This is a genomic window from Laceyella sacchari, from assembly GCF_024927925.1.
GTDB classification, from domain to species: domain Bacteria; phylum Bacillota; class Bacilli; order Thermoactinomycetales; family Thermoactinomycetaceae; genus Laceyella; species Laceyella sacchari.
This window is the reverse complement of sequence record NZ_CP103866.1, coordinates 1812035-1836437: the sequence shown is the minus strand read 5'-3', so window position 1 is coordinate 1836437 and position 24403 is coordinate 1812035. Positions and strand designations below refer to the sequence as shown.

At 44.4% G+C, this 24403-nt stretch carries 24 protein-coding genes and 1 pseudogene; 14 read left to right on the top strand and 11 right to left on the bottom strand.

Going from position 1 to position 24403, the window contains the following annotated elements; genetic code table 11:
* Positions 1-82 precede the first annotated feature (82 nt).
* Entirely contained in the window at positions 83-694 is a 612-nt protein-coding gene (locus NYR52_RS09155; RefSeq protein ID WP_259435507.1) for a superoxide dismutase, read from the bottom strand.
* 410 nt (positions 695-1104) lie between these two features.
* On the opposite strand from NYR52_RS09155, the gene NYR52_RS09150 reads away from it, so the two are divergent.
* The 3 genes from NYR52_RS09150 to NYR52_RS09140 all read left to right on the top strand — a co-directional run bounded on the left by NYR52_RS09150 (position 1105) and on the right by NYR52_RS09140 (position 3945).
* Positions 1105-2040, top strand: a complete 936-nt coding sequence (locus NYR52_RS09150; RefSeq protein WP_132220682.1) for a zinc-binding dehydrogenase — start codon at positions 1105-1107, stop codon at positions 2038-2040.
* A 185-nt stretch (positions 2041-2225) separates the two neighbouring features.
* Positions 2226-3317 (top strand): PAS domain-containing sensor histidine kinase, encoded by a 1092-nt coding sequence (locus NYR52_RS09145; protein ID WP_132220680.1) that lies wholly within the window; start codon positions 2226-2228, stop codon positions 3315-3317.
* The gene (locus NYR52_RS09140) at positions 3289-3945 is read left to right on the top strand and encodes a response regulator (protein WP_259435506.1); all 657 of its coding nucleotides are present in this window, start codon (positions 3289-3291) and stop codon (positions 3943-3945) included. Before NYR52_RS09145 ends, NYR52_RS09140 begins: the two co-directional genes overlap by 29 nt.
* Positions 3946-4032: 87 nt before the next feature.
* On the opposite strand, the gene NYR52_RS09135 is transcribed toward NYR52_RS09140, so the two are convergent.
* Entirely contained in the window at positions 4033-4404 is a 372-nt protein-coding gene (locus NYR52_RS09135) for a DUF5367 family protein (protein ID WP_246026861.1), read from the bottom strand.
* A gap of 10 nt (positions 4405-4414) precedes the next feature.
* On the bottom strand, positions 4415-5002 hold the full coding sequence (locus tag NYR52_RS09130) for a TetR/AcrR family transcriptional regulator (RefSeq protein WP_259435505.1): 588 nt from the start codon (positions 5000-5002) through the stop codon (positions 4415-4417).
* Positions 5003-5220: 218 nt separating this feature from the next.
* Between NYR52_RS09130 and NYR52_RS09125 the strand changes: the two genes are divergently transcribed.
* The 3 genes from NYR52_RS09125 to NYR52_RS09115 all read left to right on the top strand — a co-directional run bounded on the left by NYR52_RS09125 (position 5221) and on the right by NYR52_RS09115 (position 6250).
* Positions 5221-5667 carry a hypothetical protein gene (locus tag NYR52_RS09125; protein ID WP_259435504.1) on the top strand — a complete coding sequence of 149 codons (447 nt, stop codon included), beginning with the start codon at positions 5221-5223 and terminating at the stop codon, positions 5665-5667.
* Positions 5657-5869, top strand: a complete 213-nt coding sequence (locus tag NYR52_RS09120) for a hypothetical protein (protein ID WP_259435503.1) — start codon at positions 5657-5659, stop codon at positions 5867-5869. The genes NYR52_RS09125 and NYR52_RS09120 overlap by 11 nt, the downstream gene beginning before the upstream one ends.
* A 135-nt stretch (positions 5870-6004) precedes the next feature.
* Positions 6005-6250, top strand: coding sequence for a hypothetical protein (locus NYR52_RS09115; RefSeq protein WP_259435502.1), 246 nt, complete (start codon positions 6005-6007; stop codon positions 6248-6250).
* On the opposite strand, the pseudogene NYR52_RS09110 reads toward NYR52_RS09115, so the two are convergent.
* A pseudogene (locus tag NYR52_RS09110) lies at positions 6231-6553 on the bottom strand (nucleoside triphosphate pyrophosphohydrolase). The gene NYR52_RS09115 and the pseudogene NYR52_RS09110 sit on opposite strands and share 20 nt — an antisense overlap.
* Before the next feature lie 125 nt (positions 6554-6678).
* On the opposite strand from NYR52_RS09110, the gene NYR52_RS09105 reads away from it, so the two are divergent.
* Complete coding sequence (locus tag NYR52_RS09105; RefSeq protein WP_259435501.1) at positions 6679-7140, top strand: hypothetical protein; 462 nt, start codon at positions 6679-6681, stop codon at positions 7138-7140.
* 333 nt (positions 7141-7473) lie between these two features.
* Positions 7474-7809, top strand: coding sequence for a hypothetical protein (locus NYR52_RS09100; RefSeq protein WP_132220664.1), 336 nt, complete (start codon positions 7474-7476; stop codon positions 7807-7809).
* A 73-nt stretch (positions 7810-7882) separates the two neighbouring features.
* On the opposite strand, the gene dinB is transcribed toward NYR52_RS09100, so the two are convergent.
* On the bottom strand, positions 7883-8929 hold the full coding sequence (dinB, locus tag NYR52_RS09095; protein WP_259435500.1) for a DNA polymerase IV: 1047 nt from the start codon (positions 8927-8929) through the stop codon (positions 7883-7885).
* A 152-nt stretch (positions 8930-9081) separates the two neighbouring features.
* Here dinB and NYR52_RS09090 point away from each other — a divergent pair, with 152 nt between their 5' ends.
* A complete protein-coding gene (locus NYR52_RS09090) occupies positions 9082-10836 on the top strand; it encodes a cell wall-binding repeat-containing protein (protein ID WP_259435499.1) in 1755 nt (584 codons plus the stop codon).
* Positions 10837-11219: 383 nt separating this feature from the next.
* On the top strand, positions 11220-12704 hold the full coding sequence (locus NYR52_RS09085) for an AAA family ATPase (protein ID WP_259435498.1): 1485 nt from the start codon (positions 11220-11222) through the stop codon (positions 12702-12704).
* Between the two features lie 52 nt (positions 12705-12756).
* Here NYR52_RS09085 and NYR52_RS09080 read toward each other — a convergent pair whose 3' ends face one another.
* The 3 genes from NYR52_RS09080 to NYR52_RS09070 all read right to left on the bottom strand — a co-directional run bounded on the left by NYR52_RS09080 (position 12757) and on the right by NYR52_RS09070 (position 16371).
* Complete coding sequence (locus tag NYR52_RS09080) at positions 12757-14235, bottom strand: IS1182 family transposase (protein ID WP_375163142.1); 1479 nt, start codon at positions 14233-14235, stop codon at positions 12757-12759.
* 797 nt (positions 14236-15032) lie between these two features.
* Positions 15033-15662 (bottom strand): LysE family translocator, encoded by a 630-nt coding sequence (locus tag NYR52_RS09075; protein WP_259435497.1) that lies wholly within the window; start codon positions 15660-15662, stop codon positions 15033-15035.
* A gap of 85 nt (positions 15663-15747) precedes the next feature.
* Positions 15748-16371, bottom strand: a complete 624-nt coding sequence (locus NYR52_RS09070) for an FMN-binding negative transcriptional regulator (RefSeq protein ID WP_259435496.1) — start codon at positions 16369-16371, stop codon at positions 15748-15750.
* Positions 16372-16504: 133 nt separating this feature from the next.
* On the opposite strand from NYR52_RS09070, the gene pdxR reads away from it, so the two are divergent.
* The gene (gene pdxR, locus NYR52_RS09065) at positions 16505-17887 is read left to right on the top strand and encodes a MocR-like pyridoxine biosynthesis transcription factor PdxR (protein WP_259435495.1); all 1383 of its coding nucleotides are present in this window, start codon (positions 16505-16507) and stop codon (positions 17885-17887) included.
* 89 nt (positions 17888-17976) lie between these two features.
* Here the strand turns inward: pdxR and NYR52_RS09060 are convergent, their stop codons facing one another.
* Positions 17977-18582, bottom strand: coding sequence for a tetratricopeptide repeat protein (locus NYR52_RS09060; RefSeq protein ID WP_054096406.1), 606 nt, complete (start codon positions 18580-18582; stop codon positions 17977-17979).
* Between the two features lie 228 nt (positions 18583-18810).
* Between NYR52_RS09060 and NYR52_RS09055 the strand changes: the two genes are divergently transcribed.
* The 3 genes from NYR52_RS09055 to NYR52_RS09045 all read left to right on the top strand — a co-directional run bounded on the left by NYR52_RS09055 (position 18811) and on the right by NYR52_RS09045 (position 23286).
* Positions 18811-19257 (top strand): hypothetical protein, encoded by a 447-nt coding sequence (locus NYR52_RS09055; protein WP_132220650.1) that lies wholly within the window; start codon positions 18811-18813, stop codon positions 19255-19257.
* A gap of 654 nt (positions 19258-19911) precedes the next feature.
* Positions 19912-21954: a hypothetical protein gene (locus tag NYR52_RS09050; protein ID WP_259435494.1), complete on the top strand. Its 2043-nt coding sequence runs from the start codon at positions 19912-19914 to the stop codon at positions 21952-21954.
* Between the two features lie 168 nt (positions 21955-22122).
* Positions 22123-23286, top strand: coding sequence for an iron-containing alcohol dehydrogenase (locus NYR52_RS09045; protein WP_132220644.1), 1164 nt, complete (start codon positions 22123-22125; stop codon positions 23284-23286).
* 145 nt (positions 23287-23431) lie between these two features.
* Here NYR52_RS09045 and NYR52_RS09040 read toward each other — a convergent pair whose 3' ends face one another.
* A complete protein-coding gene (locus NYR52_RS09040; RefSeq protein ID WP_259435493.1) occupies positions 23432-23878 on the bottom strand; it encodes a TipAS antibiotic-recognition domain-containing protein in 447 nt (148 codons plus the stop codon).
* A 27-nt stretch (positions 23879-23905) separates the two neighbouring features.
* The gene (locus NYR52_RS09035) at positions 23906-24130 is read right to left on the bottom strand and encodes a MerR family transcriptional regulator (RefSeq protein WP_259435492.1); all 225 of its coding nucleotides are present in this window, start codon (positions 24128-24130) and stop codon (positions 23906-23908) included.
* Positions 24131-24403: the final 273 nt, after the last annotated feature.

Below are 24403 nucleotides of genomic sequence, written 5' to 3'. Positions count from 1 at the left end.
ATCAGTATGTTTTTAAATGAAATAAACGACTGAACGCACATGGCTCAGCCGTTCATTTCTGCGCTGGCGTAATGGATGAAAGTTACGCGCGCGCGGCAAGATAGCGCCGGTTTACTTCATTCCAGTTGACCACATTCCAGAAAGCCTCGATGTAAGCCGGGCGCTTGTTTTGGTATTTGAGGTAGTAAGCGTGCTCCCATACGTCCAAGCCCAAGATTGGTGCAGCCCCTTCCATCAGCGGGCTGTCTTGGTTAGGGGTGCTGGTCACAGCCAACTTGCCATCTTTCACCACCAACCAAGCCCAACCGCTACCGAAGCGTTTGGCCGCTGCATCGGTAAATTGTTTCTTGAAGTTGTCGAAGCTGACAAAGGTGTCCGCGATTGCTTGGGCCACTTCACCGATCGGCTCACCGCCGCCGTTGGGACTTAAGATTTCCCAGAACAGGCTGTGGTTAGCGTGGCCACCACCATTGTTACGAACAGCGGTGCGCACGTTCTCCGGCAGTGCATTCAGGTCGGAGATCAAGGCTTCCACGGAAGTAGCGTTCACTTCTACCCCTTCCAGAGCGGCGTTCAAGTTGTTCACATATGTGGCATGATGGCGGTTATGGTGGATTTCCATGGTTTGCGCGTCAATATGCGGCTCCAAAGCATCAAAGGTGTAAGGCAATGCGGGCAGTTCGAACTTCGCCATATCAGAACCCTCCTATGTAAATGGTTGATTTCATTCCTTTCTAACTTAATTATGCAATAACTTGCTCATTTAATCAATATATTAAATTAAAAAGTGTAAAAATAGCGACCGGGAATTGCTACCGAAATGTCCGGTAGATTTTTATGCTGGATCAGTGAATTCCCTGAAATACAATTATGACCTGATGTTTTAAGATAGACGTGAAGAGTTGGCAGATGCGGCATGCCAATCGATCGGAATGCGGAGAGCCCATTGGGTCGTCCTTTGCCTGAATACCGGATACAGATTAACACAACCAACCGTTCGGTTATGACCATAATCGACCATTACCCATAAATAAAGAAAGCCAACTCAACGGATCACTTTGCGGTGGGGATTTTAACCAACATCGGTGATGTAGGAGGAGTAAAATGAAAGTGGCTGTTGTGAATCGGTTTTTTAACCAGCTTGAACTGAAAGAGATGTCTGCGCCCTTGATTGGAACTGGTGAGGTATTGATACGAATGCATGATTGCTGCGGGGGTTGTCACATAGGATGCCACTCAACCGCCTGTGTCACAGCGTCTTCCAATCGCCCTTCGCCACAATACATGGGGATCGTATGCGGCATTGGCAAAGGGGTTTCATCGCTGGCCGTGGGTGATCGTGTTGGCCTTCCCTGCTTTCATTCTGCTTGCGGCGAATGCGGGTATTGCCGGTCCGGAAAGGAGAAGATGTGCGAACATCAGCTGGAAGACAGTGAGGCAGTGTTTGGCGACGGTGTCGATTATGGTGTTTTCCCGGCTTCGCATGTGGTCAAAATTCCTGGAAATCTGCATTTTCAAGAGGCAGCTCCTATTTTTTGCAAGGGCGTCTTGATTTACAAAGCGTTAAAAGAAAGCGGTGTCAAACAAGGTGAATGGGTAGCCGTGTTTGGAATGGCAGGCCAGGGACATCTTGCCGTGCAGTACGCCAAAGCGATGGGCTTGAGGGTAGTAGCAGTGGATGAACGGCGAGAAAACAGAGAGTTGGCGAAAAAGTCGGGAGCCGACATGATTTTGAATGCTGAAGAGGCGGATCCCGTTGCCGTGATTATGCGAAACATCGGAGGTGTGCATGCGTCCCTCTGTTTGGATATCAGGAAAAATCCGTTTCGGCAATCTTATCTGGCTGTCCGGCGGGGCGGAACCGTTGCCCTGGTTTGGAGTCCCCATGAGGAGTTGAAAGTACCGCAATTTGACAAGGTGTTGTTTGGAATCAGAATCAAAGGCTCGATTGTGGCTACGAGAAAGGATGTCAAGGAAGCGCTCGATTTTGTGGCTGGTGGCAAAGTAAAGGCATGCTTGAGAAGGTTGAGCATTGGATAGCCTCGGTTGTTTGTACAAAGGGGCACCGGGTGGAGCACTCATCAGGGAATTCCCCCATGGCGTAGTCTGCCTGCTCCAAGGTAGACTAAGAGTGGAAAATATGTTGGTTAGATTTCAATGAATCATGGTAAGCACCCCGGGGTGGCAGGGGTGCCATTTGAACTGTTTGATGGAGGGGGCGATACATGATGTCTTATTTGAGCGGCGAGAGCGATTTGGATGTTCCTTCTTATTATGAGGCCATTTTTCAACACGCGGCGGATGCGATCTTTGTCGTTCAGCCCGGCGGTGTCATCCGGGAAGCCAATCGGGCCGCTTTGACATTGACCGGATATAGTCGATCAGAATTGAACAACATCCTTTTTTGTTCGATTTGCAAAGGGATTGCGACGTGTGTGGAGGAGGCCAGTTGTACAGGCTGTTTTTTCAACCATCAGTCGCTGTCTTCCTTTGAAATGCAGATCAGGGCCAAGGATGGCAGACAATATCCGGTGACGGCGAGCGCGGCGACCTTGCCCGAAGATCCGCTGGGCTCTATGGTCATCGTCATCAGAGATATGTCGCAATTGCAACGCACAGAGCGGGAGCGGCATCATCGGCTTGTTACCAATAAAATCATTCAAGCGCAGGAAGAGGAACGTAAAAGAGTGTCCCGCGAACTGCATGATGGTGTCGGACAAGCGCTTTACAGCATTTTGATCGGCTTAAAAGTGATCAATCATCTCCCACTTGATGACGAGAAAAAGAGGCATTTGCTTGATGTGCAAGCGATGGTTGAGCAGACGTTGGATGAAGTGAAAAACCTGGCTACCGATTTGCGGCCGTCGGCACTTGACGACTTGGGATTTTTGCCAGCGATCCGTTCATACGCCAAAAAATTTGAAGCCACTTTTGACATCAAGGTGGAACTTGTGGTGAAAGGTCCCAAACGTCGCTATTCGTCTACCGTAGAGACGGCATTGTATCGGATTGTACAAGAGGCGATGATTAATGCAGCCAAATACGCGGCTACCGACAAAATCAAACTCAGTCTCATCGACACTGCGGCAGAAGTTCGCCTGTTTATCGAGGATTTTGGCAAAGGCTTTGATCCGTCCCAAGTGGAGGGAGAGGGGACCGGATTAGGTTTGTACGGGATGAAAGAGCGGGCCGCGCTGTTGGGGGGAGCATTGCGGATCGAATCAGCTCCCAATGAAGGAACAATGGTGTATGTTCGTATACCAATAGACAGAGAGGGGGAGTCTGTTCATGCCGACGAGGGTACTCATCGCGGATGATCATGCCATTGTCCGTTCAGGGCTGACATTGCTTATCAATTCTCAGCCCGACATGGAAGTGGTTGGGGCAGCGATCGATGGCAAAGAAGCAGTGGATCTGTCTTTAGAACTTCAGCCGGACATCGTTTTGATGGATTTAAGCATGCCTCCCGGAGAGAACGGATTGACGGCCACCAAAAAACTGAAAGAAGCGGCTCCGGAGATCAATGTACTGATTCTCACCATGCACGATGACGAAGAATACTTGTTTCGGGTATTGCACGCGGGCGCTTCTGGATACATATTGAAAAATGCCGAAGATATGGAGTTGATCCGGGCCATACAAACGGTTTCCCAAGGGGAGGCCTATTTATACCCTTCAGCCACCAAGATGTTGATACAAGAATTTCTTAACCGTGTGCAAATAGGGGAACAGCTGGAAGATTATCATATTTTGACGCAGAGGGAGCAAGAAGTGTTGAGTTTGATCGCCCAGGGATACACGAACAAAGAAATCGCTGAGAAACTGGTCTTATCTGTTAAAACGATCGAATCGCACAAAGCTAACATCATGGAAAAACTACATTTGAAAACGCGGCCAGAATTGGTTCGCTATGCTCTGAAAAAAGGGTTGCTTGATTTTGTTTGACAGACCATCGGAGATAGAAAAGAGCCGGTACATCAACAGTCCGGCTCTTTGCATTAGGTTTAAAGGGGCATTTTATCAATGCTTAAGTCAACTTTTTGGGGTGACTTGTTTTTTGATGAAACCACAAGAGATGATGATTCCATATGCCCACAGTAACCATGCGGCTAGCAAGGTGACTTGCTGAGGGTGAAGCGCGGGAAATACGCTCTCGTGAAAGATTAAGCTGAAAATGTCAAGCAACATCCCGGGAAGAGCGATTAACACTGTACTGTGCAGCCGCATGTTCACAGGGATGCGCTTGAGCGCCGGCAAAAGCGGAATCGCCATGATGGGCACGGCAACGAACAGAGCGACAAGGACAAGCGGATGTTCCACATCAAGCAGATTGGTACCGAACGCCCGGAAGATCAACGTGGCGATAAGCCATAGCGAAGTGCCGAATAATGGAAAATACACCATCAAACTCACCTCATTTTTCATTCTTTTTGATTCTCTTCGTTAACAAAGACTCCAACTCACTGTAAACAAGATCAGCAGGAAAATTTCGATTTAACAACGCTTGCAGAGCCAATCCGTCAATCAGCGCATTGAATAAAATACCTGCGGTTTGCGGTGACATCTCTGGGGGGAGAAATTCGGCTCCCAGCCGCTCAAGTAATTGTGCCAGATAATCGTTCTCCTTCTGAAATAACGCCCCCAGTTGTTCACGCATGGTTGGGTGATGAAAACTGGTGACGACGAGCGATAAGAGCACTTGATGATAGAATGATTCATAATCGCATCGGCTTCGGGCCGAATGAAGTGCTTGTGCTACGGCTTGTTTAAGATCAGAATGTTCCGTGTTGACGAGCTCGTTCCATGAAGATTCACATATTTCTTTGACAATTTGAAACAACAATTGCTCCTTGCTCTTGAAATGGTAATACACAGTCCCTTGCGTAACGCCGGCACCTTCGGCTACTGCCTTGAGCGACAATTTGCCGATGCCGTTTTCGGCAATGCAACGCATGGCTGAGGAGATGAGTTCCTGCTTTGATATGCCATTGGGTTTGGCCACGAGAATGTCCCTCCCTTAGTTAGTTATCTGACTAACTAATTATATGATGCATTTTATTTTCGCGCAAGTGCGATTATTTGCTGTGGGGTGTCGATCCCGTTCATTGAAGTTGGCTGGATAGACGGTATAGTACAGAACCATCTTTTGTGATGCGTTATAATTGTTAAAAATTGGAATAAAAGCCGCATAGTTGTTTTTTTTGAAAAGAAGGGATTTGAATGCAGTTTTCATTAACCAACAGTAAAATATATCGAAAGTTATTAAGTGCTTTGTTTACATGGATTTTGCTTTTATTCGTCTATTCGTATGTAATCATTGAATCTACGACAGGTGAATTTTTGTTTTTTCTAGCCATTGCAGGTTATGTTTCTTTTATTGGTATTTTTGGGTTTGGAGTAATGACATCAATCTTTATTGATGTTATAACCAAAAAAATAAAAGGTGGTACAAAGTATATTGTTAAGTTGCTTTTCTTTATGATTTCCGGTGTGATTGGAAGCGTTATTTTATTAATCAGCCATGATCCATACAGTAGCTGGTTGATACGGATGAGGTCAGGGTGTGTCAAAGGTTTCCGCCGCTTCTTCGCCACCACTCGATTTGCCAGACACACCTTAAGCACGGTACTTATTATTTTAAGGAAGAGGGGATCTCATGCGCAATGATCGCAATCTTCAGCAATTGTCAGATGTCCTTTTGTTGGAGCAATTCCAAGGGGTGGGGCGAGTTGTGATGGATGAGAAGGAGTTAAGTAAATATATTCCGCCAGATCGTCATCGCTATAGGCATATTCTTGGTGTTGTGGAGCGGATGAAGGAAGTATTGGCACAAATAGAGATGGAAGAAGAATCAAAGGAGCTGCTTTAGCATGATATTGGGTACAGCGACAAGCTAAATCAATATGACTATCATCCCCTTGATGGAGCGTTTTTTGTACAACAATGCGGCTTTCCTAAATCAGTGATTGCGGCGGCCTTATTTCACTCGGGAGCATATGAAAGCGTGAAAAAGACAAGGCCGAATCTGGTTTCGATTTATGCTTACAACGCGCAATGGTTGGATGAAACCGATCAGTTGTTTATCGACTTGATTACTTATTGTGATTTGCATACATCGCCAGTGGGGAAAAAGATTTCTGTGAAAGAGCGGATTGACGACATTGTCACGCGATATGGGGCGGAGCAATTGCTGGTAAAAAATAAAGTTGCTGGATGGAATAACCAGCAGTCTAATCTTCAACATCGATAAGAAAGATTTTTTCCTTAAATCCGCCACGTTGCTCGATTTCTTCTGACGCAGGCTTTCCAAATCGTGAAGAGTGTAACCATGATATATTGTCAACGCATGTATCAACTCCAAAATGTCGGCCAACTCTTCCAACGCTTCTTGGTTGGATTGACTATGCAGGTATTCGCTTACCTCTTCACCCAATTTTTTGTGTAATTCAACGATGTATTCCTGATTATCCAGGATTCTTGTGTTGCACTTTTTCCCTGCTTGTTCGATCACTTGTGGGATTAAATCACGGACCAATTTGTTATATGTAGGCATTATCATTCTCCTTTTTAACTTGTTTATTTATTAGAGAGTTTAGCACGATTGGTATTGAAAATAGTTAAAGAGAGACTTTTGGAGAGCGATGCCCCTGTATGCTAGTGATGTGATGGAGGGTTCGGTTGGTAGCAAAAATAAATGATTACAACGAGGATTGGTTTGAAGAATGGCTAATGCTACTTCCAGATGAGTTGGAGAAGATAGAAAAGGCACTCCACCATCTTGATCTGGATTATTCGCCGGAATCGTTACTACGCTTAGAGGGTTGGATATTGGATCATTATCCGTCAATGGATGCCATACTGGACGATCGGGAAAAAATGATTTTAGATGCTTTGTTACGCTATGTTGGAGAAGTATTCAGGATACATCTACAAGGAAAATGGGAGATCGTACGCGGTGATCCTCAGTATGTCTTTGATTACCTGCCTATCATCCGCTTTTCAGGAAGTATTCCGAATACCTCTCCATTATCGTTGATTATTGCTAGTATAGATCGACATACTGGTGAATTTATATATGCTTCACTAATGAAAAAAAGGCGCTTTATGGAGAACCAAGGGTTAATTGATGTTCAAAAGTAAAAAGTATTATCTTAAGAGAGCCGTCTGTCGATGTATTACAGACGGCTGCTATGTATGTACCGCCAGATAGAATAGGATATATAGGCAGATTGGCAGCATGAGCCAATAAATGGCCAAAGCTATTTAAACATCTCGTACATTTCATCCTCTTATCACCGTTTAATTGCTACTTTATTATCATTTTTCATCTATTCATTCGTGTTCATTTGCGGTGTACCAACCACTTTGAAACCATCGCTTCATTTTGGAAATTTATAATACAACAAATTATAATAATTAGATGTTATAATATTACTGCAATAACAAAAAATTAAACATCTGGAGGGAACACGTATGAAAAAGACTGTTGTTGCATGGTTAACCGCATTCACTCTGCTGGCGGCACCCTTGCTCGTCAGTGGCAACGTCGCGCACGCTGCCGTGAAAGAGAGTGACGCTGTCATTCAAAGTTGTGATAAAAGGAAGTTTTTGGATATTGGCTCCTATCTTTATTTGTATGGCGATCAATTTATTGTTCACTTTGGTGAAAGTGATGGCGTGATTGAAACTTGGTTTCAATATTCTTACCCACGGTTGAGAGTTACTGGATTGAAAGAGGGCGAAGCAGTGATTGAAGCGAATGACGGTGGGAAATGGATCACCTATTGCATTTATGTGTCCGACCGGTAACAATAAAAAGCAGGCAAAGGCGGCCTTATCTGTAGAAGGCCGCCTTTGCCTGCTTTCGATGCCATACACCCGTTTACTCTTCCTCCAGGGGGAGTGTCAATTGTTCATAGCCTCCAACCATCGATTCTAAGAAGTTGGAAAAACCCACCCCAACCAACCGAACACCTGCTGTATAATCAAAGGCGTTAAGCAATTCTTCCAATACTTTCTCCCAATCGGTGCCAGGCTCAGTTGTCCGCTGTTTGGAGCGCAACGTGAAATCAGCATATTTGATTTTAAGGGTCAAGGTCTGTGGGGTCACCTTTTCATCAATAATCTCTTGTTGCACTTCCGCTAACAGCTCTCTGGCTACTTCCGCGATATCCTCCCGCTCAAACAAATTCTCAGGCAATGTGGTTTCACGACTGTGCGACTTGGGTGCCCGATCCATAACAATTTCTCGGTCATCCTGCCCTCGTGCCCGATAATACAAGGCATGGCCGAACTTGCCAAACATCCGAACCACTTCCTCCAGGGAGAGTTGCCAAAAGTCGGAAATGGTGAAGATCTCTTTTTTCGCCAGCCGCTCCTGAGATTTTTTGCCGATGCCGTGAAGGGTACCGACTGGCAAATCCTTTAGAATTTCTAACGCTTGTTCCGGTCTGATGATTACAAACGCATCCGGTTTTTTTAAATCACTGGCGATTTTGGCCAAGGATTTATTATATGATAAACCCACACTACAGGTTAGCCCGGTCTCTTCCTGAATCCGCCGCTTGATTTCCCGGGCGATGGGAACAGCATTGTCATAATGGGAGACATCTAAGTAAGCTTCATCCAATCCCACAGTCTCATAGTGGTCACTATATGCGGTATAGATTCGGCGTACCTCCGCCGATTTTTCACGATATCGTTCGTACCGCACTGGCAAAAAGATGCCTTGCGGACATTTCTTACGAGCCATCGCCATCGGCATAGCCGAACGTACCCCGTATGCTCTGGCTTCGTAACTGCAAGTGGAGACCACTCCACGTTTCTCCAGACCACCGACGATCACTGGCTTCCCTCTCAATTCGGAGCGGTCAAGCTGTTCTACACTGGCGAAAAACGCATCGAGATCCATATGCAAAATTTTCTTCACCAGTGAATCACCTTCCATGCAAACATATATTCCTAACCTATTATGGACAGACAAAAGAAGAAATGCAACTTTGGTACCAGCTCTACCATGACAAAAAATATCTTAATTTCACGAATTAATTATATGAAATCAACTTTTTAAAAGGAGATGACATGGAGAGAATGAAGAGGCAAACCAAAAAAATCTTCCTCCTCACCGGTTTAGCTTTAACCGTCGGAAGTTTGCTGGTTGTTCCACCCTCTTTTGCCCAGACCAACCCTCTGCCACGCACAGAGACCGAGATGACGCAACAACAAAAATTCAAACAAAGCTTGGACCGAATGATGATTCAGCGCGCAGAATCTCTTGCAGATCCTTCTACCGCTGAACCTTATACGGACCCAGTCGAATACAAGGGAGAAGTGAATGAAGGCATCCTTCATATCTACCGCTTCCAAACCGTCACCGAAGGAACAATCAACATTGACATTAAGACCGGTTTCGAGCGCTTGAATTACTATATTTCGTCAGAATGCGAAGAGGGACAAGAAGATTGCCCAACAAATTTCTATAAAGACGGGGACACGCTCCCTGCCGGGAAATATGCGTTGTTTATTAAAGAAGATTTTTTGAATGATCAGGATCCCCGTGATGATTATGTCAATAAACCATATCATTTTGTCATCAGTGGGTTGACATTCGCCGGACGGCCGGATACCACCTTGCCGTTGCTGAACATCACCAGTCCTGCTGAACAGCGAGAGAGGTTACCTCTCGGCAGCACTTCCATCACTTTCACAGGCGAAACGAATGCCACCAAGGCATATGTTCACTATATGGAGGATGGGGAAATAACCATTTCCGGCAAGTTTTCATTCAGGCTTGGTAAGGAAGAAGCGTCTTATGGTGGCGTCTACTTTTATGCCTATAATGCTAACGGCAATATGTTGAGCATCGATTATTATCCCTTGTTTCCTGAGTTTCAGCGAATCGGCGGCAAAGATCGTTACGAAGTGGCTGTCAACAGCAATATAGCCATGGTGAAAGCATTAGAAAAAAATGTCCACGACGGATTTGATCCTACCGGGCGCACCATCGTTATCTCCAGTGGCACCCAATTTGCTGATGCGCTGGGAGCGGGGGCATACGCGGCCAATAAAGTATATTCCTTCTTTTTGACCCCCTCTGCCGGATTAACACAACAAACGATAGACCGCATTCGTCAACTCCAACCGAAGCAAGCGGTCATTGTTGGGGGAACCTCATCCGTATCTACCAATGTTGAAAAACAATTGAGTGATCTCTCCATTGGAGTGAGCCGGATTGACGGCAAGGACCGCTATGAAGTGGCGACCGGGATCGCCGGCAAATTTAACTCCTCCGGAGATACTGCCCTCATTGCCAGTGGTCAGGACTTTGCCGATGCTTTGTCGGTCTCAGCAGTGTCGGGACGGCATAACATGCCCTTATTGTTGACCACAGCCAAGAGTTTACCAGCCTCGGTGGTCACGTTCTTAAAGAATCATCCCAACTACACCAAGTTCGTGATCGTTGGGGGACCCGGCTCTGTGTCCGATAACGTCGCTTCCCAGTTGGCTGCATTCGGAAAAGTGACACGAATCGGCGGCAAGGATCGTTACGAAGTGGCTGTCAATGTGGCGAAATACTTCAAATTGGAGCCGCACCACTTTCTGGTCGCCCGGGGAGATGTCTTCTCAGACGCATTATCTATCACTCCGCTGGCCGCGTTTGTTTACTATGGCGGTGCTTCCCCGATCTTGCTGACCACGACGACCGCATTGCCGCCCGTAGTGGAGCAATACCTAAACGAAAATCGCTACTCCTTGCTCAGAGGCTATGTGGGTGGGGGACAAGCATCCGTACCATTGGAGATTGAGAAGAAAATCAAAGAGATGTTATCGCCTTAAGGTGTCTGACACTTTCATTGTCAGATAGAAGCGAGGGTAACGGTTTTTCCGCTACTGGCCACTAGACATCCTTTGAAATAAAAGCCTGCTGAACATTTCAGCAGGCTTTAGCCCAAATAGATCATAGCCAAAGGAAGAAGTATTATCTTTCTGTTTGGCTAGGTAGGTTGATAGTTGCCTTAAGGTGTAGATTATATTTTTATTGCTTCACATTGGCTAATTGGGAAAAGGTTATTTGTTACTTCTAACAGCCAATGGGTTTACCTGACACGCCCTTGTATATACTAACGGAGGGATAGTTCATAGAAAATTGATAATTATATATAATGTTATTTAGAATGCATGATATATATGATGTAAGCATTAGTGAGGGTTGATTAAGTTTGAGGTCTATTAATTTAAATTCCTATGTAGATGCCTTTAAAACGTTGAATCAAGAACAATTTAAAAGGTACCTTGATTATTTTGGTATCCAAGTCAAGAAGCAGGAGAGTGCTGATATTTGTGTGTTTGTCAACGAAATGCTAGGCAAGGGTGTATTTTCAAACCAGTTAAGTAATTTCTTTGTAAGCTACTCAATTCCTCAAATATCGAAAGAGTTTGATCTGTTGCGGTTTGGTGATAACTACACCTTAAATATAGAGATTAAACACAGTAGTAGTGAGGAACGGATAGCAAAACAGTTGACACAGAATAATTACTATCTAAAAACATTAGACACACCAGTCGTTATTTACGCTTATGTCGTGCAGACTCATAACGTATTTACATTGGACGAAAATGAACATCTCAAAAAAACAACCCTTGAAGAACTGGTAGCTGCCATCAACGATCAACAACACAAAAAGATTGATAACATTAGTGCACTTTTTAAACCAAGCGTTTACTTAGTTTCACCTTTAAATTCAACAGAGAAGTTCATGGCTGGAAGTTACTTCCTTAATGGTAATCAGTCAGAGGTGAGGACGGATATTATCAAAATGTTTGCCGAAAATTCGGTTCCTTTTATTGCAATCGAAGGGAAACCAGGGACAGGCAAAACATTACTAACTTACGATATTGCTAAGTATTATATAGACCTAGGATGGAACGTCTGTTTATTTCACTGTGGATATCTTGCTGAAGGGCACGAGATTTTGCGTGACAAACATTCCTGGAACATCTCACCAATCAAGGACATTTATCATGTTTTAGAACAACCAATAACGTACGATTTGATTATTGTTGATGAAACCCAGAGGATTTACACCGAACAGTTAGAAACAATCATCAAGTATGTTACTGATAATAAAATGAAATGTATTTTTTCTTACGACCCTGAGCAGGTAATTTCTTTTTCCGAATCCAAACGCAATACTGTCGGGAAAATCGAACAATTAACTCATAAAAAGTATAAACTTTCTGAGAAGATAAGGACGAATAAGGAGATTGCATCCTTCATTACTAACTTATTTAACAAGAATAAAAGTAACCCTAATATAGAATACAAAAACATCCATCTCCAATACTTTGATTGTTCAAACTCCTTACGTCACTATCTCGAACAGTTAAATGAGGACGGTTGGGAAGTGATCAACTATACTACTTCCAGCTTTTATAAGTTAACATACGATCAGTATCAAGTAGGAACTCGAAACGCGCATCTTGTTATAGGACAAGAATTTGATAAAGTTGCGGCTGTTATTAATCAACATTTTTATTATGATGATCTGGGATTTCTCTGGGCTAGAAGTGAACCAGGAGCACCTCCTTATCGGTTAGACAAAATGCTGTACCAAATACTGACGAGAGCAAGGCAGGAGATTGCTATAGTAGTTTATAAAAACAAGCCCATGTTAGAGGCTTGTTTGAAAATATTGGGTAAATAAACTTGCGCTCTCTTCAAGAACTTAATGACGTTATAATGAAGAGACTTCTTATTTAGAAGTCTGAGAATGTTGACAAACCCTGCGAATCAACTTTGTTGATCGCAGGGTTTTTGTATATAAAAGGGATATAAACAATTAATGGATGAATATCAACCCATATAAACTTAAAACCACCTCCCTTACCTGCTCTCGAAAGCAGCATAGCCAACTTTTTTATGTTTTGAGCCACAGCAGTTAGGAGGCATTGCTCTTGAATTTTTGCAAGCCCCCTGTAGCGTGCGTATCGAAGACCATGAAGTTCCTTCGCGTCAGCGAAGCTACGTTCAATCGTTTCTTTTCGACGCTTATATAAAGTTTTTCCACGTGGGCTCAAGCGATTTTGTCTAACCCACTCTTTTGCATCTTCCCATACATGACGTGTTAGGATTTTTGTGTGGTTCTTTGACTTTGTGCAATTCTTAAGAAAAGGACATTGCTTACAAATCTCGGGATTGGATTTGTACTGTCTGTATCCTTCACGGTTGGTCGTTCGATATGTAAGTTGATGCTTTGCTGGACAAAGATATACATCTTGCTCAGGAATATACTTAAATCTCCATTTCGGAAAGAGGTCTTTATCTGGTCGAAAACTCCGATGTGCAATAACCGTAAAGATTCCTTGTCCTCTCAATTCACGACAAATAGGCATAGTTAAATAACCAGAATCCAGAGCAACAGCTTTCACCGAAAAGCCGAAGCGGCTTTTCTGACGATTTAACCTTTCTAAATAAGGAACTGAATCATGGACATTTCCTGGTGTAACAAATACATCTGTAATGAAGTTATGTAAACCATCGACAGTACGATGATCGAGATAGAAAAAGCCTTCGGGTTTTCCATCTCGAACCATATAACCACTATCTGGATCGGTCGTACTTACACGAATTTCTTTCGTTTCAACCTTTATGGGCTTTTTTTTTAAAGGCTTCTTTCCGTGCTCTTCTCGATCTTGCTCAATTGCTTGTTCTAAATCATCCATATATCCTTTGGGAGTAACTTTAACTAATTGTTTTTTGAACTTTCCTTTATTGGCATTGGCTTTAAGAAAAGTGGAGTCACTAAAAAGCTCTTTTCCTTGAATAAATCCATGTTGGATCGCCTGAATGACAATTTCATCAAATATTTCCTGATAAATAGTGGAGCTTTGGAACCGTCTTCGACGGTTTTGACTGAAAGTAGATGCATGTGGGACTGGGTCGGTTAGAGATAACCCTACAAACCAACGGTAAGCGATGTTAACTTTAATCTCCTCAATGAGTCGGCGTTCGGAACGAATGCCGAACAAATATCCAATGAGTAGCATTTTAAATAACATAATTGGGTCAAGACATGGACGCCCATTATCTTGGCAGTATAATTCTTTACATTTCTCAGCAATGAAGGAGAAGTCGATCGTTTCATTAATTTTCCGTAACAAGTGATCTCGTGGAACTAATTCTTCTATGTTAACTAGTTCTGGTTGATGTTCTTTACTCGGGTTTGTTCTAAACATAGAAAAAACTCCTTATAGAGTGTTTTTTATTGATTCGACAAAAAAGGCTGCTGACCCTGCCTTTCAAGGCAGTTTGTCAGCAGCCTCAGACTTCTTATTTAGAAGTCTCTGCTTTTTTAACTATTCATGTGTCATTTTATATAAATTCTGTCTTTTGATTAGGAGTTTTCTGACTCATCTGTATCTAGATGGTGATTGATCAACGAAACAAGATGAGGTTGGGAGATGACGCTGATTTGCTTAAAAGAAGTGAGGGATGACACTATATCGGAGGTCTACCATATCCTTTAGTGCACTAAAAAGTCTGTGAACCTCCTGGGGTTTTTGCATTATGAGCGGTTCACAGATTATTTTGGTTTTTGATATAATGAACATGCTTGAAATGACTGAAGTTCACATACGGGTTTTAGTTGTAATCATAGTGGTATTGAAACTTAAACCCATGTTTCCACCCCCTTATTTAACTAATGTTTTAGTTGTAATCATAGTGGTATTGAAACTGGTGTTCGTTTTGTCATTTCCGCCATGTGTTGCGCTCGCTTTAGTTGTAATCATAGTGGTATTGAAACGTTTTTCCACTCTCTCCAGAGATAGGAGTTTTTTGAGTTTTAGTTGTAATCATAGTGGTATTGAAACTTGATGATGTTTAAGCCGACCGTTTTAAGTTCTGGGTTTTAGTTGAACCATAGGTATTAAAACCCATGACCCCGCCATGAGTGATTTCTGCCAAGAATAGACGAAAAAAGCCCGATTTCAAAGAGAAATCGGGCTTTTTCTCATTTGATTAGATTTACATGCTACGTTTTGCTGGGGCTTGCAAAAGAGGAGAATACCCCTAGAGCAAGATATAAATAGCCAGTGATCCGATTCTGCAATCTTGAACTCACTTGAATTCGTTTCATTATACTAGCGGCAAGAATGGCATACAGGCCATCACTGATCAATGCAAGGATAACAAAGATCGTTCCTAACAGAACAAATTGTACGGTGACGGATCCGGCAGAAGGCGATATGAATTGTGGAAAGAAGGCTAAAAAGAAGAGGGCTGTCTTAGGGTTCATTATTTCGATAAGTGCGGATTCACAAAAAATCTTGCAAGCTGATTTGCGAGTCCCGCTTTGCTTTTCCGAAGTCGTCAGATCTGTTGTAGAAAATAACGTTTTGCATCCCAAATAGATAAGATAAGCAGCGCCTAGGTATTTCACGATATTAAACGCGGTTGCGGAAGTCATGAGAATCGCGGAAACGCCAATCGCTCCAGCTAAAACGTGAACTGCACCGCCCAGAGAGACACCCAGAACGGATACCAGGCCCGCTTTCTTTCCTTGATCTATACTTCTGGCCATAATATAAAGCACTGCTGGTCCAGGTATGATTAATAAGGTCGTGGTAGCTATGATAAATAACCATATAGTTGAAAATGGCATATACTCATCTCCTCATTGTTTTTTAACGGGATTCCTCCTGGACACTGAAAACAAATCAGAATAATGGAACGAATATACAAATTATTCAAACAAACAAGTTTCTGCGTTGTTTGCGCATCCACTGAGCGAGTTCTCTTTCCACAGGTTCATTCGATTTTTCTAGCTCTGCAACAATCGCTTGATAATCGGTGTGGTTGCGATTCTGGCTCAATTTGGCTGCTCCTTGAATGGAGGTGATTTCAATTTCAAAACCGACGATCCCTTTCATTTGACTCTTAAGAAATGCTGGCTCAAACGTATCCCAGAGTCGGCCATTTTTTCGATGAGCCTCATAGCGTTTGAGCATATGTTCCAAAGCCGATGCCAGCTCGTTATCCGTGATGATCCGCGATGTTCCATAAGCATGGACTGTTACATAGTTCCATGTAGGTACATCTTCAGACGCATACCAACTTGAAGAAATATAGGCGTGAGGCCCTTGGAAAATAAGTAACACATCCTTATTATTTTCCAACGTTTTTTTCTGCATGTTGCCGGATGCAATGTGCCCCGTCGCAAATATTTTTCCTTCCACTTCACGAATTTCTACAGGAATATGTGTAGCTAGAGGATGATGGCCATCGGCAGTAATCAAGATGGCAAACGGGTAAGACTTCATGATTTGAATTGCCTCATCATGATCGATACGATATTTCTTAGGAATGTACAAGAGAAATCATCCCTTTCCCAGTAATGGATAGTAACCATATGGTCAATATGAGTTGGTAAAAAAAGATTACTACACAAGCTGACATATCAAAAGGTACAATAACGGGAAAATATACATGTCAGAAGGGATAAGGATGAGAAATATTATTTTTCCATTCAAAGATCATTTGCCCAAATACAAACAAATCTACGATGAGATTAAATTGCTTATAGAACAAGGTGACATAAAGGCAAATGAGCAATTGCCTTCTATTCGTCAACTGGCAGATTCCTTAGATGTGAGCCGCAATACAACATTAATGGCATATGAGCAACTCATTGCGGAAGGTTATATTCGTGGAGAGAGTCGAAAAGGATATTTTGTCAATGCGTTGGAACCTCATTTGCATGAAGAAGTCTCCGACGCTTTAAATGCTCACCAGAAAACAGAGATAGCGCCATCTGTTCGTATTGATTTTCGCGCAGATGCGATCGATCAACAGCATTTTCCTTTAAAGGCATGGAGAAGGATCGCTAATCAGGTATTAACAGCAAAGGACGTCTATCGGTATGGGGACCATTTTGGCGAATTATGCTTGCGTAAGCAAATCGCGGCATATATTCTCCAGTCACGGGGAGTGAAGGCAGATCCAAATGCCATCATCATCGGCAGTAGTACACAACAAATGCTTGTATACCTTGGACACATATTGAAGGATGAGTTCGAACGGATAATCGTTGAAGACCCTGGTTTTGACGGTGCCAGAAAAGCGTTTCAATTCCATCGTTTCCATTTTGAAACGTTGCCAGTTTATGAAACAGGTGCCGACCTTTCAAAATTGGAACATATGAAATCACGATTAATCTATGTAACCCCTTCGCATCAAAGCCCTTTGGGAGTAAGCATGTCTATTCAGCAACGACACAAGCTGATTCATTGGGCAAATCAGGTGCGAGGGTATATTATCGAAGATGATTATGACAGTGAATTTCGCTATACACAAAAACCATTTCCTGCGCTTCCCTCCATCGATGCAACAAGAGTTATCTATTTAGGGAACTTCTCGAAATCATTTCTTCCAGGAATCCGATTAAGTTATATGGTGTTGCCGCAACCTCTGTCAGATCACTATAAAGAACGATTTGGCCTCTTCGAAAGTACGACTTCGCTTCTCAGCCAGCTCACCATGGCTAAATTTATGGAAGATGGGGAATGGCATCGCCATCTGAAGCGCATGCGTTTAGTTTATAAGCGAAAAATGCAGCTGTTAGTATCTGCATTAAGAGATGCGTTTGGGCATCATCTGTCCATTATTGGCGAGCAGTCAGGTTTATACGTATTTGTCAAAGTACACTTGAACCATTCAGAAGAATGGTTAATCGAGCGTGCTTTCTCCCATGGTGTGAAAGTGTATCCCACCTCACGCTATGTTGTTCACAACTATCCAGATAAACCAATGATTAAACTCGGCTTCAGCAGTCTTTCTTTTGATGAAATCCAGTATGGTATAGAGCTTTTAAAAAGAGCCTGGTTGTAAATCAAGCCATGTTGTTCACAACTTTGATCCCGCAACCGGGTCTGTTTGCGGGATCTGCAAGTCATGTGTCAGCAAAAAAGCGGGAAAGGTCATTCAGTTGGAGGAAGGATTTTCTTCAACATATCCTTTGCCGAGTGCATACCGGTCGCCGACAAATGGCGAAGAAGGTGCTCGGCTTGTTTCACATCGGGGGCAATTCCTTCCCCATTTAACAGGCGGATGATCCAGTCATACAGGGCATCTGTGTCGCCTTGTGCAATGGCTCGTTCATACCAAAGGCGACCTTCTTGTTCATCTCGTGGGAGGTATTCCCCATCTAACAAGAGGGAACCCATTTCCCACATTGCCTTTGTTTCTCCAGCTTCTGCCGCTTGCCGCAAGAGTTTTTTGCCAGTATCTATATCTTGAGCAATACATGCTTCTCCGCAGACCATTCGCCAGCCCCATTCATACATCGCTTGTGGATTTCCTGACTCCGCCGCTTGCCTTAACCAGCGTTCACCGGCTACTTCCTGAGAATATGTGCGTGAATCCATCCTTAGGCTACCAACAGTCGCCGCTTCGTTGAGCAAAGCGACACCGATTTCACACATCAGTTTTTCTACATGATTTGGCAGGTGTTTTCGTAGATATGCTTCTACGACTCGCTCCATTTCTTCGTCGGTCAGATTTGTCGCGTTTACTTCGTTATGCATTGCTAAACCTCCCCATTCGGCATGTCATCAGTACAATCTTCTTTTATTTACCCAGTAGCGAGAAGGGTTAAAAGAGGGGCAATGGATCACTTGAAAAAAAGGTACGATATTGTATTAGAATGGAATCAAGTAATTTGATGATTTCATTGGAGATGCTATATGAATCAGTTATTATCGCACTTTCTAATAAAATTGGATGAAACCCCTACTCAAAGAAGGAGGTGTGAGATGGAGAAGAAAAAAGCCAAGGTTGGGACACCATGGCATCTTTGGCTCGTAGGAGTATTCTTTGTCTTTCTCAATGCTTGCGGAGTTTATGATTACTTTATGATGCTAGGACATGATCCGGCTTATTACCAAATGAACAAGCACGGAGAGGCCGTTGTTGCGTATTTTACTGATTATCCCATTTTGTTTAATGTTTTTTGGGCCGTTAGCATCAGCAGTGGTCTGATTGCATCCATCCTCCTTTTAGTTCGCTCTCGTTGGGCGGTTCCGGGGGCGCTGATTTGCTTTGTTTCTTTAATTTGCTTAGATGTTTTGACGTTTGCATTGAGGGATCGTTGGCATGTGTTCGGGCCATGGTCAGCACTGTTTGACATTATCATCCTGCTCATGATGTATGTTCTTTTCTTATATAGCCAGAAAATGGCCAAAATAGGCGTGTTAAGATGATGAATAAGTTGTCGAAGAGAGAGCCGGGTAGTTGTTCACCGGCTCTTTGACGTCATGTCAACATACGTCCCATTTACCAGCATCGAGTCATTTTGCAGACTTTCGATCATAAATCCTTGCTTTTGATAAAGGTGCAATGCCCGTTTATTGTGGGTCATCACGGTGAGACCAAGTCAGTGGATCTGTTGTTCTCGCACCCATGATTCCCCAAGTTTAAGCAATTTTGTGCCCCACCCCTGTTCGCAACAAGATTGCAAGAGGCCTATAGCGATGGTGGCAGCATGCCAGTTGCGGCGCATGTAGCCACGGCACAATCCCAAGTGACCTGAAATGCGCTGCCACTCACATGCCCTCCGAATCGCCCTCCAATATTTGTTGAAGCCGGATTTCTTGCTGTTGACGGGACAGGATTCGTTCACCCGGTTCAAGCAAAAAGTTTGTTTCACGGTCCAATTACTCAAAGAAGGTAAACAGCATGTCAGCATCAGTGTGATTAACTGGACGGATATGCAAGATGAACGGATCTCCTTTCGAAATAGGGGTGAAAACGCCACTATCATAACATAAAAAGAGAGGGAACAAACGAAGGTTGCTTATTTGAGCCCAGCATAGTTGAAGCGATGAGACTCATAATATGTGGTATGTGTGCCATACATGCGTAGCAGGAATCATGCGAAAACGATTGAGTGTGAGGAGCGGAACCGCCAGATGCAAGGTCACGTCATTTATCAGTTGGGCGATTTTCCACCTTTTCCCGGTGAAACGGATGACACGGGTCGGTTTAACCGAGCGATTCGGGCGATGGCCCCAGGCGGGATGTTATTTGTTCCCGCCGGTCGATACGCGGTGAAAGAAATCACGGTGACCAAGTCTATTTCCCTATGGTTTGCCGAGGGAGCCTGGGTAGAGGCGAGTGATCGGGAGACGGCGTTTTTATTTCAGTTTGCGGGGGAGAAAAGCGCTGACGGCTATCCCTTGCTAAGAGAGGCGAAACGGGGGGATTGTGCGCTTTATCTTCCGCCGTCCGCCGCTCGTGACATAAAGGCGGGGGATGTGATTTGGCTGAGCGATGACAGCGCTCGCCCGTCTGATGGACAACAAGAGATCAACTGTGAAGTGCATGAAGTCGCTGAGATTGAGTGCCTGGAGCGGGAGTTGCTGGGTGATACGGTGGAGGGCGCTGGGGTACGGGGCTGGAAGAGCTGGGAGGAATCCCCTTCCGGCCCTCGTGGTACCACGCTGATTTGTTCTGAGCCGATCCCGGTTGAAGCCGGGCGATGCTACCGATTAGAAGTGTCCGCTAAGCACAACCTCTCCGATCATGGAGCCAGCGGAAGTTGTTATGTGGAATGGGTAGGGAAGCAGGGAGAAATGATTGCCCGCTCAGATGTGATCTCTTTTTTATACAAGGGTTGGCATGTCCATCAGGGTTGCAATTGGGTTGCCCCCCGCGGAGCTACATGTGCCCGGATTTTCCTCCGGTTGCCCTCGGAGCAAGCTGTCCAATCCTGCTCTTTATCGGTGGAAAAGATTTCGTTTAAAGAAGTGTTTACCAAACTGACGGTGTGTGATTTTATCAGGCTGCCCAAACGGGTGGCGCGGGTTAATGTGGTGAAGATCACCCCGCTTATGCATTGTAGGGTAGTCAATTTTCGTTATCGCTTAAAGCAAGGTGCGTCCAAAGGTTTCGGTATATTGGCCCAACAAGTGCGTCACTTTCATGTCAATGGTTTGTACGCTGAACAGGGAGTAGAATCAGCGATTCAAGTGCGGCGCAGCATGGATGTAACTGTGGAAAATTTTATGATCCTGCCTCCGCAACGCCTCGGCTCAGGGCAGGGATATGGCGTCCAGTTTTTCGGTGGCAATCTGGGAGTGGTGGTGCGCAATGGGTATGCTTGCCGCACCAGGCACGCGGTGGACCTGGACAGTACATTTGACGCGGTGGTGGAAGGGGTGACCGATATGGAGGGGAGAGGCGTATCATTCTTGCTCACCCATAACGGATGGGGAGGAGATATGGTGTTTCGCCATTGTCGGTCGCTTTGTTCCGGCTCGTCGGGATTTGTGGCCGAAACCCAAGGAGCAACCAATCCTTATGACTTGACGCATCCCAACATTCATATCATCGACTGCACCTGGCAACGGGATGTCAGACCCGGCAATGGATTGTGTTATGGCTTTGGTGTATGGTTAAAAGCGCCGGTGTCAGGCAGGATTGAGCGCTTCACGGCCGAAACGGGAATGGGCGTGCAGGATGTCGAGGAGATGGATAATGCGGCGGTGCGCCTCCTGCCAGTTGGAAATCGATTACATGTCTGTGATGTGTCGGCAAGAAGCTTGCGTCGTGGATTGGTTATTGCTCATCCGCATGTAGCCGATGAAACGGAACCTGATCGATATATTTGTGTGGATCGTATGGCTGTGCAGCATTGCCAATCAGCCATTTATGTAAATGGGGGGTGGGGCAAGCGCTTGTACTTGCGTGACCTCACCTTGGATCAGGTTAAAAATTACGTCGTAGAGGGGAATCAGACAGGCAGCTATGAAGCCTTTGTGATGGAGCGCGTGTCAATCACCAATTCTCCGTCAGTAAAGCTTTTCCAATCCGGTCCTACGCCAAGGCCTGGTTCAGTGGTGCGCGGCTGGATAAGAAGAGTGTGGCGGGATTGGATGTCCAAAGTTGTAAAGCGTTGAAGCCTTAGGGTGATTTAAAGAGAGAATCAAGCGGTTGCTCCCTTTTTGTTATTGTGAATATAGTAAACAAGTTTGTTTTGCAAACAAAACATTCGATAAAAACTTGACCATTCGATATAATAACTAATGAGAGGTACATAAATATCTACTAAAAGAGGTGGCAGGACCTTGCAAAACTTCGTTTTTCATAATCCGACCAAGCTGATTTTCGGTAAAGATACACTCCCAGCCTTAAAAGAACAGGTTCCACAATATGGAACCAAGGTATTGCTGGTTTACGGTGGAGGAAGCATCAAGCGAAATGGCATTTATGACAAGACGATCAATCTGTTAAAGGAAATCAATGCGGAAGTGTTTGAGCTACCAGGTGTCGAGCCAAATCCTCGCTTGTCCACGGTGCACAAAGGGGTAGAAATCTGCAAAAAAGAACAAATTGATTTCTTGTTGGCCGTCGGGGGCGGAAGTGTAATTGATGCCACCAAGGCCATTGCCGTTGGAGCGAAATATGACGGGGACGTTTGGGAAATCATCACCAAACAAGCAGTGCCGTCGGCGGCGTTGCCATTTGGAACAGTGCTCACGTTGGCTGCGACCGGTTCGGAAATGAACAGTGGATCGGTGATCACCAATTGGGAAACGAAAGAAAAGTTGGGTTGGGGCTCTCCGCTGGTGTTCCCACGGTTTTCTATCTTGGACCCCACCCACACCTTTTCGGTACCGCGCGACCAAACGGTCTATGGGATTGTGGATATGATGTCACATGCGTTGGAGCATTATTTCAGCCTGGCGCCCAACGTTCCATATAATGAACGCATGGTTGAGTCGCTGTTAATCACTGTGATGGAAGAAGGAAGCAAGCTGGTTGAGGACTTGGAGAATTACGAGCTACGCGAAACCATCCTCTTTTGCGGCACCATGGCCTTAAATGGCGTATTGTCACAAGGAATGTCCGGCGACTGGGGTACGCATGGCATTGAACATGCGGTGTCGGCGGTTTATGACATCCCGCATGGTGGCGGGTTGGCCATTATTTTCCCCAACTGGATTCGTTATAACTTAGATAAGGCATTGCCCAAAATGAAACAGTTGGCGATCCGCGTCTTCCAAGTGGATCCAACGGGCAAAACGGATCGTGAGATCGCGGAGGAGGGTATTAACCGCCTGCGGTCTTACTGGAACAGCATTGGGGCTCCCAGTCGATTGGCAGATTATAACATCGATGACAGCCAATTGGAATTGATGGCTGAAAAAGCCGCTGGGGACGGCACCGTCGGTCGCACCTACCCAGTGGGGAAAGCAGACGTGTTGGAAATTTTGAAAATGAGCCTCTGACCACGCAAAGGGATCATCCTCCGGACATGCTGGGGGGTGATCTTTTTGCTTGCTTAGGGGAATTTGGGATAATGAAGGTCAGTCGAGTGAATACCTTTCCAAAGAAAAACCTCCCTGAATCAATCAGAGGAGGTCGATTGTCATTTTAATACCATTTTAATCCCAGATGGTTTATCGCTTCGCCAATATATCGGAAGCACTCTGGATCACCGCAAGTTTGAGTGGCCACTTCGGGATTTTGATATTGCTTTTGAAGCGATTGGAAAATTTCTTTATTTCCACCTGTGAACAACATTTGGACTAACTCATGCCAACGTTTTGCCAACGCCAGAACAGTTGGGTCAGTCGGAGGCGTTCCTTTGTCCATCTCTACCCGCACTTTGGCAATCAATTCTGGCCATTCCTTCTCAACGGATTGAATTGTTTCTTCGCCAAACATTTCTCTTCTTTTTTTCAGATATTCCATCTGCTCTTCATTAAAGTGTTTTCTGTCATTTTCTTGTCGACTCGTAAGGGCACGTTCCAAATTGGCCAGTTGTTGATAAAGCTCCTGTTGGGTCCGAATTTGCTCTTCTACTCGTTCTCGATGCATACGAACCAGCTTTAGTGGAATAAGCTTTCAGCTTGCAAGGATTTGTTTAATTTCCTCCAATGAAAAGCCGAGTTGCCACAGCGATAAAATTTGTTGCAACCGGAGCAAATCTTGATAAGTGTAAAGACGGTGTCCTGTTTCGGTGTATTCAGTGGGCTTCAACAGACCTAACTGATCATAGTACCGCAACGTGCGCACGGTGAAGCCTGTTTGTTTGGCCAACTCTCCCACTTTCCAAACTTGTATTGCCACTGGGGTACGCTCCTTTCGAGTGACTGATTTGAATGTACAACATGACGTAACGTAAGGTTCAAGAGGAAATCGTAAAGTGGGCCAAGAAGAGGCAGTAGCCTGCTGTTTGGTTGATGGGAAGAAATATAATTGATGCATAGTGCGTGTTTTAAATTGTATAATGACACTTTTCTATGGCTTTTATATAAAACTCTTTGGTATAATGCAGTAATAACGCATTTTATCTGCACATTAGCTATTGTGAAAAAATTGATTAAAGCATATGAAAAAGGA